Here is a 15,271-nt window from a genome sequence, read left to right on the forward strand (position 1 = left end):
TTCAATGCATTTAACTCACCTTATGAATAATAATAAAATACAAGAATATAGCTTGGTTATTGAAATTGAAAATCGACAGCTGCTTAACCTTTCTTTAAATAAGCATGTGACCTTATCCCCATCAGAATGTTTAATTTTAAAGCACTTGATGGATAATTGTTCACAAACCATAGGGCGAGAGTTCCTCCTAAAGCATTGTTGGCCGGGTAGAGTGGTAACAAGCAGTTCTCTTAACGTCGCAATTAAAAACGTTCGTACCGCGCTTAAAGCAGTCGGTTCGGAATGCAAAGTTGTCACGGTCCAAAAAGAAGGATATTGCTTTATTTCACCAGATAAAGGTGAGGCTCAAGTGACTGATCTTATCAATAACCCTAGCGATAGAGCCCCAGAGCGACTAGAAATTAGTAGCGCTCCACAAGTAGTGAAAGATCCTACCGAAGTTTCCGACGTTATAGAGATGCCTTTTTCTAAGCGTCCCTCATTACTTAATCTAGTTAATGGCAAAAACAAACTCTATGTTGTGCCGTTAACGGCTGGTATTGCGGTGAGCGCGTTGTTGGTCGTGGTGTTGTCTTTCCTTGGCTTTTTTATGGAGAAAACGTCTATTAATGGGATTGTGGTATACCACGACAGCGTCAACTTGGATTCGATGCTGGTGGAAGATTTAACATCGATTGCTGAACCTGGAGTCGAAGCGATATACCTACATCGTATGGGGGTTGATTGCGGCGCTATACAGGTGGTGATATTGAACCAAAGTGGCTGGAAAGACATCAGCTCAAGCTTTAAATTGACACACTGCAATGATGCGCATATTGGGCTTTATGAGATCGAACCAATTAATAGGCTGGGAATAAACCAAGCAACAGAAGGAACGGTTGATGAAGCGTAAGTTTTGGTTACCTATCGTGGTTACCTTGTCCGCTATTTTTCTGTTTGGTGTCATTTCCGGTGTGATGACCCGAGGGGCTTATCAGTTTGAGGGAATCTATGAAAACGTCGGTTATGAAGTGCTGACGCTGGATCTGAAGAATGGCCGTTCAAAGATGCGTTATGTTGGTTATGATATCGACGGCCAAGTCGTGCAAACCAAGCAGTTTTTTGGTGTCTTCTTGCGCTGGGGCAATCACTACTATTTCTATCAGATTGAACAAGACCAGGCGCACGGGCAGCAGGCCTTCAACGTGAAGAATCTTTTTATTCAGCACCACAGCAATAAGCGTAGCGTGATGGTTTCAGATCAGCGCGGTGCTTACGTAACTAAAGATGGGAAAATTCTGGAACTGAAAGGCATTCTCTACGGGCGATCTCTTCGCTAATTCATATCCCGTTCTTTAAGCAAGCTTGTAGATAATAGTTCAGCTTAAATCAATTTGATTCTGGCTCATCAAATCCAATAGCGACGGTTTATTGAGCCGTCGCTGCTGATTCCATTGAGAGTCTAATCTTCGCCCAGAACGCTTAATTTACTTTTGATGAAGTCTTTGTGGTCAACGTAAAGCAGTTCTGCTGTTTTGCGAATTACTGAATCTTCAAGTGGGTCAATCTCTCCATCGGCATGCGCGACTTCCCACATAGCTCTGATCAAGTCTATGCGAACTGGCTGCGAAAGTTCTCGCAGTTGAGAAGTGAAATCGTACAGAGAAACAGATTGTTCAACTTGAGGCTCAGCTTGCGCCAATAAGGCTTTGGATTCTTCTTCTGTTATGTTCAACAAACGTTGTAGTAAGTGAAGCTTGGCTTCTTGTTCTGATTCGTTGATCGCGTGGTCTGCACCGGCCACTTCGCATAACAAGCTGGCGATAGCTAAGTTAGGTGAGGCGGTGGGTGTTTTACCTAAATCAGAGCCTTCAACTAATTGTTTAAATAACGAGGTAAGTGAGTTAAACATAAGAGCATTCCAGTTATGGTGAATATTATTACTATTGGGCCTACAGAGTGTGATCGCAAGCGTCTTTACTTAAAACTGACATTACGAAGAGGTCAGCAATAAGGAACACTTGTTTAGTCCGGCTCTGGAAAACGAGTGACTTTTCCATCACCACTTAACGTCGTAATTGCTTGTGGCTTCCCGTCGCTATCTAGCCTTAACTCGCCAATTGCACTGCGGTTTGAAAGGCGATAAAAGGTCTGATTGTCAGGGCTACGCTTTTCGATTCTTAGGCGCTTTCGCTTGGTGAAATAGTTAAGAACTGAGCGCGGGCTATACAATAATCGGTCGCACACATCGCAGAATTTAAGCAATGGAGCAGGGAACTGATTTTTGATACCACTACAAGTAATCTGGTAGATGTTCGGACTGTTTCGGCGATACCTAAGCTTAATATCGTAGGCAAACGAGTAGTGGACATCACCAGAAAGCACCACAAAGTTGGTGGGCGTTTTGGTGTGGGTAAAGATACTGATGAGTGTGTTTGCACTGCCTGGGTGTGCCATCCAGTTTTCAGCATCGATCATCAATGGCTTACCTATTGTAGTCGCCATCTTTTGTAGTGTTTCAATGAACTTAACACCGAACATTGGCGCAGCAGAAACAATCACCACCTTTTCTTGATTAATCAATTGATGCTGAAATTCCGTCAGCGCTTCCCAGTCCATCAAACCCGATGGCTTGTTCATACGGGACTCTGAGCGCCAACGACGTGTCCGAGTATCCAACACAATCACTTTTGGTGACGTGTTGATGGTGTAATGCCACTCTTCAAAGCGGTCGATCATCTCTAAATATTGTTGGTGCTGTTGGGGATCGATATTCTTACTGAGAACGCCGTTGATTTTGCCATTGCTTTCGCTATTTCTTTCACCATTATCTTCGCCACGGCTTTCGCTTTCGTTACTGCTAATCACCGGAGAGAAAAGCTGCTTGGTTTGCTCAATAAATTCGCTGCTGAACTTCTCTGGCGCATTACCCCAGCCTTGGAACATCCAATAAGCGGCAAGGCCGTTACCAATCACTTGAGTCGCAAAGCGATTTTGATCGACGGCATGTTCCCAACCTACGGTTAAGTTCCAGTCATCAGTGACATCGTGGTCATCGAAGATCATGTAAGTCGGAATATGAGCGAACAGACGCTGTACTTGTGGCAAGCCAGCGACGAAGTCATCAATGATAATGCTTTCGTCACGCCATTGTTGTTGCTCGGCAGGTGTTAATTGACGATCAGCCTGCTTGAAATCATTGTCGATTAATCGCTCACGGTTGATGCATTGCCACAAGGTCGGGGACCAAACCAGCAGATACATCGCGATGAATTCAGACAAGGTGACCAAGTGATTCTCACAATCGGTCGAGCTAAAGATAGGAATCCCGCGTTTAGGGAATAACTTATCGAGCAGCGAATCCGAAGTGTTGTGGTGTGGCAGTAGGTGATGGCGTTGATAGAGGTGATATTCACTCTCAAACAAGGCATCGCTGCTATTGATTTGGCTGACTTGTGAGTCGGTTGGTAATGCTTCACCAACTAGGCCAAGCAACTGAATCACTTGCTGAATGGCATCCAGCGTTGGGCCTGCCACATGATCAGCGTAGATTTGGTCGCCGCTCATCATCAACATATCTGGTCGTTCAAGTACCGTTTGATTGGCGATTTTGTTGTCTGCAGCGACTAAGCTGTCTTTGCTTGGATGGTGTGGGTTACGACAAGAGCCATGCAAAATGTAGTCGGCAGCTGTAGATATCTTAAATTCGATTCGAGAACTGTCGTTGTTGGTTCGCGTGTCCTTGTAAACCAAATGCGGAGCCAGCTCAGTGATTGAACCTTGCTCAGTCTCTATTTGATATTCCAACGGAACGTTGGTGGGGAACTCACCCTGTAAATGAATCAAGGTGACCCAAGCGTGTGTGCCGACTTGTATCGACTCTTGCTCATCGAGTGATGACGAATAAAAAGGCGTTTCTTGCTCTGCATTGAATAGTTGAGTTGTGCCCGAAAGTGGGGCGCTGGTGACTATCCAGAGTACCACCTCAGTTGCGGTGGTTTTTCTTAAAATTGGGCCAGCAAGCAATAAGGGAAGAGGTGATGTCGTCGAGCGTTTCAATGCGGTTCCTAAATCGTTGGAGGTGAGTCGTTGAGATGTTTCGTTTCAAGAGCAGAGGTTTCGAGTTCTGGTGTTTGAGGCTCGTTAATTTCGAGCGCAGATGTTGCCGGTAGCGCCATACCAGCCTCATTTTCCTCGAGCTCCATAACCTCAGACTCAGCCATCTCAGCTTCTGTTGTTTCAAGAACTTCGATAACTTCTGAGCTAGAAAGTTCATGACCCATTAGAAATATTGCCAATAGGGCATCGGCTTTAGTCTTGGTATCGGAAGGTTCGTCTAACAACTGTTCAAGCTTTTCTCGAATCATAGCTATCTCGTGCTCAACAAAGCCACGGCCTTCGTCGTCCCCTTGGTTTTCTTCAGGGGCGTTATCGAACTCCATAAACAGCAGCTCACCGTCTAACTTTGTATTGACCAATCGCTCTGGCAGCCATTCCTCGCCCATAACGATATCTGGGTCGGAATCATTGGGTAAGTGGTCTATAATGTTTTGTAATTCTGAGACTTTCACAATACTTTCATTTAACCGAGAATATTCTACATTGTAACGGTCAATGTCGATCAAACCTAAAATTAGTTGGCTGGCATGGCCAATAAATGTCTATTCAGTAACACAATATTTATTACAAAGAGCAATGACACAAGAATGAAGCACAAATTTTCACCGAAGCTCATTTCGTATGGGGCGGTTTTATTAGGTAACGCTTTTCTAGGTAATAGCGTGGCGTGGGCTGCTGAAGAGCAAGAATGGGGCATTGCCGCAATGTTCCGTACTGCGAGCATTCCTTACGACACGTCTGGTGGTGACCAATCGGTGAGCTCGTTTGTGCCGATGTTGTTCTTCAAGAACGATTACGTATTCATCGACGGCACTGAAATGGGCGCATACCTCTATCAAGCCGATGATGAAAAGTGGTCACTGAACGCTATTTCTCGTATGCGTTTTATTGATATCCCAGCTTCAGAGCAAAACGCCATAGAAGGTGATACCGCCGATTTCGGTGCTCAATTTACTTATCAACTTGATGAGCAATGGGGCGTCGAAACGGAAATCATGAGTGACAGTGAATACAACTTCCACGGTAACCTGCGTGCAAAAGCCAAGTATGAAACCGGTGATTGGGAGTTTTCTCCGAGCGCTACGTTGCGTTACAAGAGTGCCGATTTCAACAGTGAATACTATTCTGCTACGGGCGAAACCATTGGCGCAGGTGTGGATCTGAATGTCGGTGTAGAAGCGCGTTACCATGTGGTTTCGAACTTGTACTTATTGGGTTCAACCAGTGTGACTCGATTGGATGACAACGCCTACGATTCATCGATTATTGAAGACCGTTACCAAGGTGAACTCTACTTCGGCTTTGGCTTTTTTAATGATAAAGAGAAAGCGCCGAAACCTAAGCTAAGCAATGCACCTTATCTGCGTGTGGCACACGGTTGGGCAACGCCATCAAACATTGGCGACATCATGAAGTTCAATGCGGAGAAAGACGAATACAACAACCAACTTACTTCGTTCTTCTATGGCCACCCATTAACCGATGAAATCTTCGGCTTCCCATTAGATATCTACCTAACGCCAGGTATCGCGCACCACTGGAGTTCAGACGTTCAATCGAGCAGCACCGAATACATTATTGCAATCAAAGCGTATTACACCTTTGATTGGCCAACTCAGTGGCGCGTTGGTGTGGCAGAAGGTATGTCTTACATCGATTCGATTACCTATATCGAAGGCTCGGAGATGGACCGTAAAGGATATACAGCAAGCCATCTGTTGAATTACTTAGACTTCTCATTTGATGTGAACGTCGGCGACTTAATCGGTAAGAACGATTTGAACAACTTGTGGTTCGGCTACTCGTTGCATCATCGTTCTGCGATATTTGAAAACGCATCCCAGTTTGGTCGTATCAAAGGCGGCAGTAACTACAACACCGTTTACTTCCAGTACGAATTCTAATTGCGGCTTTTATGGGGACGTTTTTAACAGCCGTTTCGATACATACGGTTTGTATTCGACCTTGCTTTCATAGCCTTCGCTAGTGTTAGCTTAAAGAATCAGCCTGATAGCAAAAGGTTTTCCCTTTGTTGTCAGGCTTTTTTGTTTGAGACTTGTGGTACAATCGCGCGAGTTTAATAAGTACAAGAATAGGACACGCTTTGACTTCGTCTCCGGAAAAAGCAGACAACAACAAGAATGCAGCACAGCCAAGTTCTCCACAGAACGACGCGAAATCGAATAAGCCTGCATCGAACCGACCTGCTAAGCAATTAAAAGCTAAACAGCCAAAAGCTAATCAATCAAAAGCTAAACCTGCCGATCATTCAGCAGCAGCCAATACAAAAGCATCTCAAAATAGCCCAGCCTCTCTTCGTAAAGCGCTCAACGAATGTATGATGCGCGATCGCTTCCGTCTGAGTAAGCGAATTGCTGGTGCGAGTAGAATTAAAAACGAACAATCTAAGAACGTTGTCTTCGATGAGATAGCGTTAGACATTGCCAAGTCAATGATGACGGCAAATCAGCGTGCCTCGCACAAACCAACCATAGAATACCCAGAGATTCTCCCTGTTAGCCAAAAGCGCGATGATATTGCGAAAGCCATTTCTGAAAACCAAGTGGTTATCGTGGCGGGCGAAACGGGTTCGGGTAAAACTACCCAGTTACCAAAGATTTGTTCTGAGCTTGGCCGTGGCCGCTTCGGCTTAATTGGCCACACTCAGCCTCGTCGTCTTGCGGCTCGTTCGGTTGCAAACCGCATCGCGGAAGAGATGGAAACACAGTTGGGTGACTTTGTTGGTTATAAGGTTCGTTTTAACGACCAAATTTCTGATAACACACAAATCAAACTGATGACCGACGGTATTCTACTGGCGGAAATTCAGCACGACCGTTTCTTAAGCCAATACGACACCATCATCATCGATGAAGCCCACGAACGTAGCCTGAACATTGACTTCATCATGGGTTACTTAAGAGAGCTTCTGCCAAAGCGTCCTGATCTTAAAGTTATCATTACATCAGCGACCATCGATCCAGAGCGTTTCTCGAAGCACTTTAATAATGCACCTATCATTGAAGTTTCAGGCCGAACGTACCCTGTAGATACGCGTTACCGCCCATTAGGTGGTGATGAAAGTGATTCAGACCGTGACCAAATCGAAGGCATATTTGAAGCGGTGGATGAGCTTTGTGATGAAGGGCAAGGCGATATCTTGATCTTCATGAACGGTGAGCGTGAAATTCGTGACACGGCCGATTCTCTAAGTAAGCGTAATTTACGCGATACCGAAATCGTACCACTTTACGCGCGTCTTTCTGCGGGTGAACAGAACCGAATCTTCCAGTCTCATACTGGTCGACGCATCGTTCTGGCAACCAACGTCGCAGAGACCTCATTAACCGTTCCGGGCATTAAGTATGTCATCGACCCGGGTACGGCGCGTATTAGCCGTTACAGCTATCGAACTAAAGTACAACGCCTACCGATTGAGCCAGTATCTCAAGCGAGTGCGAACCAGCGTAAAGGTCGTTGTGGTCGTGTTGCGGAAGGTATCTGTATTCGTCTGTACTCTGAGGAAGATTTCGAATCACGCCCAGAGTTTACTGACCCAGAGATTCTTCGTACTAACCTAGCATCCGTTATCCTTCAGATGACAGCGCTAGGTTTAGGCGATATTCAAGCATTCCCATTTGTTGAAGCGCCAGATAAGCGCAACATTCAAGATGGTGTAAGACTGCTTGAAGAGCTTGGTGCGATCGCAACAGCTGAACCCGCTGCAAACAAAAACAAGAATCATGGCGACGACAAGAAGAAGCTAACCGCTATTGGTCGCAAGCTCGCTAAGCTGCCGATTGATCCGCGTTTAGCGCGTATGGTGATTGAAGCGCCAAGCAACCGCTGTTTGCACGAAGTCATGGTGATTGCGTCTGCGTTGTCGATTCAAGATCCGCGTGAGCGTCCATCAGACAAGCAACAATCGTCTGACGATAAGCACAAGCGCTTCTTCGATAAAGAGTCTGATTTCATCACGTTTGTGAACCTATGGGATTACGTTAAGCAGCAGCAAAAAGAGTTGTCGAGTAACCAGTTCCGCAAACAGTGTAAGCAAGATTACCTGAACTATTTACGTATCCGTGAATGGCAAGATGTGTACTTCCAAATTCACCAAGCAATGCGTGAATTGGACACTAAGTTGAATACAGAACCGGGCAGCTACGATGGCATTCATATGTCATTGCTATCAGGTTTGCTTTCGCACATTGGTATGAAAGACCAAGAGAAGAATGAATATCAAGGTGCTCGTAATGCGCGCTTCCATATCTTCCCTGCGTCTGGCCTATTTAAGAAACAGCCTAAGTGGATCATGTCTGCTGAGCTGGTAGAAACCTCAAAACTTTGGGGTCGTGTTATCGCGAAGATTCAGCCTGAATGGATTGAACCACTAGCGAAACACCTGATTAAGCGCAGCTACAGCGAACCACATTGGTCGAAGAAGCAAGCGGCCGTAATGGCACACGAGAAAGTGATGCTTTACGGAATCCCAATCATCCCTAAACGTTTAGTGAACTACGGCGCGATTGACGCAACCGTCAGCCGTGAGCTGTTTGTACGTAGCGCACTTGTTGAAGGTGAGTGGGAAACTAAACATGCCTTCTTCAAACAAAACCGTAAGCTTCTACAAGAAGTGGAAGAGCTAGAACATAAATCGCGTCGTCGTGACATCTTGATCGACGATGATGAGCTGTTCGATTTCTATGATCAGCGTGTTGGTGAAGAGGCGGTATCTGGTCGTCACTTTGATACATGGTGGAAGAAGACCAGTCAGAAAACACCGGAACTGCTGAACTTCGAAAAGTCGATGTTGTTCCGTGGCGATGCTAGCCATGTTACCGATTTGGATTACCCGAACTTCTGGCACCAAAATGGTATTAAGCTGAAGCTGAGCTATCAATTTGAGCCGGGCGACGACAACGATGGTGTAACGGTCCACATTCCGCTGCCTATCTTGAATCAAATCGACCAAAACGGTTTTGATTGGCAGATCCCAGGCCTACGTCAGGAACTGGTGATTAGCCTGATTAAGTCACTACCAAAAACGCTACGCCGTAACTTTGTGCCTGCGCCAAACTATGCAGATGCGTTCTTGGCTCGTGTGACACCACTTGAAGCACCGTTGTTGGATTCGCTTGAGAAAGAGCTGCGCCGCATGACAGGTGTGGAAGTGGTGCGTGATGACTGGAAGTTAGACCAGATCCCAGAGCACTTAAAGGTAACATTCCGCGCCGTGGATCATCGTAAGCGTAAGCTGAAAGAACAGAAAGACCTGCATGAACTGAAAGAGAGCCTGAAAGACAAGGTTCAAGAAACGCTTTCTAAAGTTGCAGACGATGATATCGAACAGCAGAACCTGCATACGTGGAGCTTTGGTGAGTTACCAAAAGTCTACCAACAGAAGCGTGGCGGCTACGATGTTAAAGCCTTCCCAGCGCTGGTGGATTCTAAAGACAGCGTAGAGATCAAACTGTTCGAAACCGAGCAAGAGCAGATCTCAGCAATGAAATCGGGTCAGCGTCGTTTAATCTTGTTGAACGTGCCATCGCCGATCAAATACTTGCACTCGAATTTGCCGAACAAATCTAAGCTTGGCTTGTATTTCAACCCATACGGACAGGTACTCGATCTTATCGATGACTGTATCGCTTGTGGTATTGATAAGCTGATTGAAGAGAAGGGCGGTTTAGTTTGGGAGCCTGAGCAGTTTGAAGCACTGAAAGAACACGTACGTGCAGAGTTGGGTGACAGTGTCGTTGAGATTGCTCAACAGGTTGAAACCATCTTAACCACAGCATTCAGCATCAGTAAGAAACTGAAGGGACGTGTCGATCTTTCTATGGCATTTGCGCTTTCAGACATAAAAGCTCAGGTAGAAGGTTTGATTTTTAAGGGGTTTGCCACAGAATGCGGGTGGAAACGTCTGCCGGATATTCTACGCTATATGAAAGCCATTGAGCGTCGTATGGAAAAACTGCCGATTGACCCGAACAAAGATCGTCTTCATATGATCAAAGTTGAGTCAGTAATGAACGATTACAAAGAGCTGCTTAATAAGATTCCAAAAGGGATCGCGGTTCCAGAAAATGTAAAAGAGGTGCGTTGGATGATAGAAGAGCTTCGTGTAAGCTTCTTCGCACAGCAGCTCGGTACGCCTTACCCAGTTTCAGATAAGCGTGTTAAAAACGCTATTGATGCTTGCTAAAGGAATAAAGCTAGACGCAATGGCAAGGTTTGGGTATAAATCTTGCTTATTGCATTACTAATTAAATAGTTACTACAAAAAGGGCGACTTGGTGGCAATTTATTACCACGCAAGGCCTGCCACTAGGACGAAAAGGTCGAATATGAAAAAAACGTTATTGGCACTAGCACTGCTAGGTGCATCTTCAACAGCAATGGCTGATTCTTGGTTGTACGGCGGCGTAATGGGTGGTCAAAACTCATTCGGTAGCGAAGAAGAAACGGCGATGGGTATCCACGTGGGTACAGGCATCCTGCCACTGATCGGTGTTGAAGCGGGTTACTGGGATCTAGGTTCTTTCGATAGCATTAAATACGGCAATCGTGACCTAAGCAACATGGATGCGAGCACTGCATACCTTGCAATCAAACCAAGCATCGATTTCGGTCCTCTACACGTATACGCGAAAGGTGGCCTTCACTCTTACGAACTTAAAGCTGACGGCTTTAAGCAAGACGATGTAGACGTAATGTTTGCTGTTGGCGCAGAATACTTCATCTTTGGTCCACTATCTGTAGGCGCTAGCTACCAAAACTTCAAAATGAAAGATGACGACGCAGGCATCTTCTCTCTAAACGCAACTATCCACCTACTGTAATTAATCAGTAAGGCGATCGTAAGTAACGGTCGGATAGTCGTTAAAGAGTTCGTTAGAATTCATAAAAAATGCCAGCTTGATAGCTGGCATTTTTGTATCTGTAGAATAGTAATGTCGTTGACTTAAGCGGTATAAGTTAAGCGAGCAGCGCTATTTTTTGCTGTTTAGAATCTTTTGGATTCTTGGGTTAATCGCTTTACCGTGTTGGCTTTCATACTCTTCGCGTTTCAAGTCGTTTAGGTTCTTCACTGAGTTAGCAGCAAGAAGGAACTGCGGCAATTCTGTTTCCAGCATGCCTTTCTCATCTAAACGCTTCGCTTCCAAATAGTATTTCTTAAACAGGCCATCAAGCTTGTTTTCAGCCGTACGCTTTAAGTCGTACAGTTTGTTCTGGATTAACCACTTCTCAATCTTGTTCACAGCAGTGCGCGACAACACACGAATGCGGCTATCAAGCAGCTCTTCCTCTGTCAGTGAATCCTTCAGGATCCAAAGCTCGCCCATTTGCGGCGGCCAACTGTTGCCAAGTTGAATACGTTCATGACAGTGCATTAGCACGCGGTTAAGGCCGTCTGAGTCAACAGAGTGGGCAAACTCAAGAAACTTACCGCTTGGTTCACTACCGTATTGGTATTCCCACTGAGTTTCGTACACGCTCAAGAAAGAACCGAACACATGGATACACCAATCGGTCAGCTCTAATTCTGCTGGATCTTGATCAACAACGGGCACTTGCTGAGACGCACCAGAGCCGGCAGCTTGTTGAGCCGCTACATTTACTTCGGTACTTTGCGCTTCAATAACGTCAGGTACTACTGAACCTTTAGGCAGAACGGTAGCCTCAGGCACAACAGGTGAAGCTGGCTCAGAAGGTTGGCTTTTTGCCTTTTTGAATGAGCTGCTGCCTGAAGCGTTCAGATGGGCTAAGCTTTTGTCGATACCCATTTCCTTGAGCTTGTCCTGCATTTCCTGAATATTGAGAGGTCTTCTGCTGTTGTTGTCTTTCATTTTGCTTCTCGTTAACTAACCAGTACTGCAACTTAGATTCGATGCGTGATATTGGCATTAGTTCATTGGCTTTGGCTTTATACCAGAGGACAAATTTTTTCCATATTAAGCTATGGTCACCAGCAAGGCCGGAGAATTTAAACGCACGTTCCGCCCATGTTGGAATGTTCTCTTCATCCAAATCATGAGTTGAAACGGTATTGCTGGTCATTGAGCCTCGGCTTTGTGGGCGAGGGGCATGCTGCATGTTTTGCATCGGTGCCGGAGCTGGCTGAAACTTAGGTGCAGGTGCAGGTGCAGGTGCAGGTGCAGGTGCCGTAGAGTAGACCGGAATACTATTGGTCGGTTGAGTCTCAACGTGAACCGCAGCTTGCTCTTGCTCAATGAGCATTTTGAAAACGTGGATCTCTTTCTTATCTCGATAATCTACTTTTACCTTATCGAGAAAACCTTGGTCGACTAAACACTTAAGGCAGTCGGCTAAACCGAATGTAGAGAGAGCACAAAGCTGACTTGCTGATTGCAGGCATACGTTGGTGTAACCGAACTCGTCAGCACCGTCTGCAAGCATCAATAAAACAAGCTTTTCTGCCGGGCTAGAAGTATTCACTTGCCAAGCTAAATAAGAATATTTGGCGCTCAATATCGTGTTCTCAAAAAAGGTAGGTCGTTGACTCTATTGTAAGTCACCCCTTACTGAATTTATAGCAACTTAACAGAAAACGGCATTAGTGAGACAAATAATAACCATAAGGAGAGGTCAGACCCAGAAACTTAGCATAAGCCAACAAATTTTTGGTTGTGAGCTACCTGAGTTGCTATGTTGAAATGAGCAACAGAACGAATAAATACCTAAAAAAGTAAGGGTTTATACCCGCCAAGGAAGGACACGACAGAAGGAGACTGTATGCCAACCAGTGTGGAATTCACCATGATGCCGGAAAACGGAACCTCGTTTACCAAGACAGAATGGGAATTGAAGAAAGAAGAGATTAAAAAGCGAAAGCCAGAAGTACTTAAACATATCGATAAATCGACTCATATGTCTCAAGGCTTTCGCCTAGTCAATAACAAGGCTTATCAACAAGCATTGGCTGAATTGAAAGCCAGCTTACAAGGACAATCCTTTCGCAATACCGATCAGGGTAAAGTCGCGCAGTTGATGTATTCGATTCTAACAGACGATAACGCGTTCAAAACTTACCTGAGCGAAGAGATGCAAGGCAATGTGGTGAGTTCGACCAACGGCTCTTCAAAGATCATGTCGAAGGGGGCGAGCTTTAAAGCCAAGAACCAACTGGCGAATGCCCATCTAAAGCGTAAGCAGTTATTCATGATGTATCGTGACATCATTCAAGCGCAAGAAGAGCTAAAAGAGTTCTCTAAGCATGTTGTCTCAATGTTCAATGGTAAGCTATCGGTTCCACCGGGCGCGTATGGTGGCATTAAGAGCTTCAATGGCGCATTGGATAAGATCACCAACCGAAACCCGCTAGATGATATTGGAGACCTCAAAGACTGTGCCCGCATGACCATTGAGTTCGACAGCGTAAAAGCGATGTCAGCGGCGAAGGTGTTTATATCAAGAACCAAAGAGTTCAGAGACCTAGAACACTACCAGTCTGCTTTGAAAGATCGCTATGGATTTGGTTCTCAGTTATCCGGGCTCGACCGTTTCAATACCAAAGCGCAAAAGTCGGGATACAAAGACATCAAGTTCTTCTTGAAGATGCAAAACGGCATCATTGGTGAGTTACAGCTCAACATATCGGGTATGTTGGTCGCCAAAGAGAAAGAACATGTGATTTACGATATCTTGCGTGATGCTAAAGAGGGCGCCAAAACCTTCACCATCGTTAATAAAGATGTGTTGGACAAAGTGAAGCACCACATGAGCCCAGAGTGGTTCCAATTTATTGATACCCGTATTCCTGGCGTGAGGCCACAACTGATGATCGTTAGGCAGATGTTGAGCCGACTGAACGGTAGCACGGTGTCGTCGTTAACTGTCAGTGAAACCGAGTCAGAAGCCTTGAAGACCATTAGCCTCGCATTGTATGCACAAGGTGAGAATGGCAAGGCACTGCTTTAGTCGGTATTGCCTGAGCTTTAACTTCTAGGGTGTGTCAGCTTTAAACAGTCATCAGAGGCTATGAAACCTTCCAAGCCAGCGATTTTGGTCGTCGCTGGCTTTTTTGTACGTCGCGTAGTGACTATTGATGATCTTCTTAGCTATTTTCCATTTATCCTCTTCCCATTCACAAAATGTATTTAATTTATAAAACGCCTTGATATGATCAATATTTGCGCTATTATGACGATAAGTCAGAAATGACGAAGCGTCACAAAATGGTTGGCTACATGAATTTACCATTCGTGTTAATATATTGGATAGGAGCGTTTTAAATACTGGCGAAGCTTAGATAACGGCTAAGCTCATATACGGACTGAAAAATTATGTTTGGCTTTAGTTGTAAAGGCGATAAACAAGGTATCTTTGGTTGCAAAGGCGTGTTGTCTAAAAAGCAGCAGTCTATCGCAGACCGAGAAGTAGAATTGATGTTGTTAGCAAAAGATCTGGTTCGAGAACAAGGGTTCGGAAACCTCACGATGGATAAACTGACGGCTGCGAGCTGCTATTCTAAAGGTACGATATACAATCACTTTTGCAGCAAAGAAGATGTGGTTTTAGCTTTGTGTATTCATTCTTTAAAGGCCGAGGCATTGATGTTTGCTCGCTCTGGAGAGTTTGAAGGCAACACACGTGAAAAGATCGTCGCACTACACGTTGCTTACCGAATCTATGCTCGCATGGAACCGGTACTATCAACTTGTGCGATCATGGCGAAAAGCCCGTGGGTACTAGAGAAAGCGTCTAGTGCACGAGTAACCGAGATGAACGAACTGGAAGAGTTGGTGATTGAACAAGCCGATTCTATGGTTAACCAAGCGGTAGAAGCGGGTGACCTAAAGTTCTCTTCTGGTGTGGGTTCAGATGCCATCGTGTTTGCAAACTGGTCAATCGCATTTGGTTCAAATGCCTTGTCGCAAAACGCATCAAACAGTCATTGTATCAAGCGGTTACAAGACCCGTATTCAGTATTACATAACGCGAACATGCTTTTAGACGGCCTAAGTTGGCAACCCCTTTCTAGCGATTGGGATTACCGAAAAACTTGGCGTCGTGTAGAACAAGAACTGTTCAGTGAAGAAATCACTTACTTAGAATCAGTAGGTAGATAAGCTTCCATTAAGCCCACTCATGTGGGTTTATTAATAACCATTTATGACGATTCGTCATAAACTTAAGTTTAGCCTAACGT

Annotated in this window: 12 protein-coding genes; 7 read left to right on the top strand and 5 right to left on the bottom strand. The window is 45.2% G+C overall.

Annotated features, from left to right (window positions below; all coding sequences use genetic code 11):
* The first annotated feature begins 4 nt into the window (after window positions 1-4).
* Together OW495_RS00895 and OW495_RS00900 are read left to right on the top strand one after the other, a co-directional pair.
* Window positions 5-892 carry a winged helix-turn-helix domain-containing protein gene (locus tag OW495_RS00895; RefSeq protein WP_099166766.1) on the top strand — a complete coding sequence of 296 codons (888 nt, stop codon included), beginning with the start codon at window positions 5-7 and terminating at the stop codon, window positions 890-892.
* On the top strand, window positions 882-1,319 hold the full coding sequence (locus OW495_RS00900; protein ID WP_099166767.1) for a hypothetical protein: 438 nt from the start codon (window positions 882-884) through the stop codon (window positions 1,317-1,319). The genes OW495_RS00895 and OW495_RS00900 overlap by 11 nt, the downstream gene beginning before the upstream one ends.
* Window positions 1,320-1,441: 122 nt before the next feature.
* Here OW495_RS00900 and OW495_RS00905 read toward each other — a convergent pair whose 3' ends face one another.
* The 3 genes from OW495_RS00905 to OW495_RS00915 form a co-directional block, all read right to left on the bottom strand.
* Window positions 1,442-1,891: a TerB family tellurite resistance protein gene (locus OW495_RS00905; protein ID WP_099166768.1), complete on the bottom strand. Its 450-nt coding sequence runs from the start codon at window positions 1,889-1,891 to the stop codon at window positions 1,442-1,444.
* A 113-nt stretch (window positions 1,892-2,004) separates the two neighbouring features.
* The gene (locus OW495_RS00910) at window positions 2,005-4,038 is read right to left on the bottom strand and encodes an alkaline phosphatase D family protein (RefSeq protein ID WP_099166769.1); all 2,034 of its coding nucleotides are present in this window, start codon (window positions 4,036-4,038) and stop codon (window positions 2,005-2,007) included.
* Between the two features lie 8 nt (window positions 4,039-4,046).
* Complete coding sequence (locus OW495_RS00915) at window positions 4,047-4,604, bottom strand: hypothetical protein (RefSeq protein ID WP_076671553.1); 558 nt, start codon at window positions 4,602-4,604, stop codon at window positions 4,047-4,049.
* A gap of 81 nt (window positions 4,605-4,685) precedes the next feature.
* Here OW495_RS00915 and OW495_RS00920 point away from each other — a divergent pair, with 81 nt between their 5' ends.
* The 3 genes from OW495_RS00920 (at window position 4,686) to OW495_RS00930 (ending at window position 10,940) form a co-directional block, all read left to right on the top strand.
* Window positions 4,686-6,002: a MipA/OmpV family protein gene (locus tag OW495_RS00920; RefSeq protein ID WP_102291633.1), complete on the top strand. Its 1,317-nt coding sequence runs from the start codon at window positions 4,686-4,688 to the stop codon at window positions 6,000-6,002.
* 200 nt (window positions 6,003-6,202) lie between these two features.
* Window positions 6,203-10,303: an ATP-dependent RNA helicase HrpA gene (gene hrpA, locus OW495_RS00925; RefSeq protein WP_099166771.1), complete on the top strand. Its 4,101-nt coding sequence runs from the start codon at window positions 6,203-6,205 to the stop codon at window positions 10,301-10,303.
* Window positions 10,304-10,445: 142 nt separating this feature from the next.
* Window positions 10,446-10,940 carry an outer membrane beta-barrel protein gene (locus OW495_RS00930; RefSeq protein ID WP_099166772.1) on the top strand — a complete coding sequence of 165 codons (495 nt, stop codon included), beginning with the start codon at window positions 10,446-10,448 and terminating at the stop codon, window positions 10,938-10,940.
* 150 nt (window positions 10,941-11,090) lie between these two features.
* Here OW495_RS00930 and OW495_RS00935 read toward each other — a convergent pair whose 3' ends face one another.
* Entirely contained in the window at window positions 11,091-11,885 is a 795-nt protein-coding gene (locus OW495_RS00935) for a hypothetical protein (RefSeq protein WP_099166773.1), read from the bottom strand.
* Window positions 11,806-12,591, bottom strand: a complete 786-nt coding sequence (locus OW495_RS00940; protein WP_065112291.1) for a hypothetical protein — start codon at window positions 12,589-12,591, stop codon at window positions 11,806-11,808. The genes OW495_RS00935 and OW495_RS00940 overlap by 80 nt, the downstream gene beginning before the upstream one ends.
* Window positions 12,592-12,855: 264 nt before the next feature.
* Between OW495_RS00940 and OW495_RS00945 the strand changes: the two genes are divergently transcribed.
* The gene (locus OW495_RS00945) at window positions 12,856-14,040 is read left to right on the top strand and encodes a hypothetical protein (RefSeq protein ID WP_065103719.1); all 1,185 of its coding nucleotides are present in this window, start codon (window positions 12,856-12,858) and stop codon (window positions 14,038-14,040) included.
* A 365-nt stretch (window positions 14,041-14,405) separates the two neighbouring features.
* Window positions 14,406-15,191, top strand: a complete 786-nt coding sequence (locus OW495_RS00950) for a TetR/AcrR family transcriptional regulator (protein ID WP_099166775.1) — start codon at window positions 14,406-14,408, stop codon at window positions 15,189-15,191.
* Window positions 15,192-15,271 lie beyond the last annotated feature (80 nt).

It is taken from the genome of Vibrio sp. 14N.309.X.WAT.E.F5 (genome assembly GCF_030397615.1).
GTDB lineage: Bacteria > Pseudomonadota > Gammaproteobacteria > Enterobacterales > Vibrionaceae > Vibrio > Vibrio lentus.

Bases quoted from the DNA above. Each gene is read 5' to 3' on its own strand.
- OW495_RS00895 (WP_099166766.1), top strand. From the start codon at position 5: ATGCATTTAACTCACCTTATGAATAATAATAAAATACAAGAATATAGC.
- OW495_RS00900 (WP_099166767.1), top strand. From the start codon at position 882: ATGAAGCGTAAGTTTTGGTTACCTATCGTGGTTACCTTGTCCGCTATT.
- OW495_RS00905 (WP_099166768.1), bottom strand. From the start codon at position 1,891: ATGTTTAACTCACTTACCTCGTTATTTAAACAATTAGTTGAAGGCTCT.
- OW495_RS00920 (WP_102291633.1), top strand. From the start codon at position 4,686: ATGAAGCACAAATTTTCACCGAAGCTCATTTCGTATGGGGCGGTTTTA.
- OW495_RS00930 (WP_099166772.1), top strand. From the start codon at position 10,446: ATGAAAAAAACGTTATTGGCACTAGCACTGCTAGGTGCATCTTCAACA.
- OW495_RS00935 (WP_099166773.1), bottom strand. From the start codon at position 11,885: ATGGGTATCGACAAAAGCTTAGCCCATCTGAACGCTTCAGGCAGCAGC.
- OW495_RS00945 (WP_065103719.1), top strand. From the start codon at position 12,856: ATGCCAACCAGTGTGGAATTCACCATGATGCCGGAAAACGGAACCTCG.
- OW495_RS00950 (WP_099166775.1), top strand. From the start codon at position 14,406: ATGTTTGGCTTTAGTTGTAAAGGCGATAAACAAGGTATCTTTGGTTGC.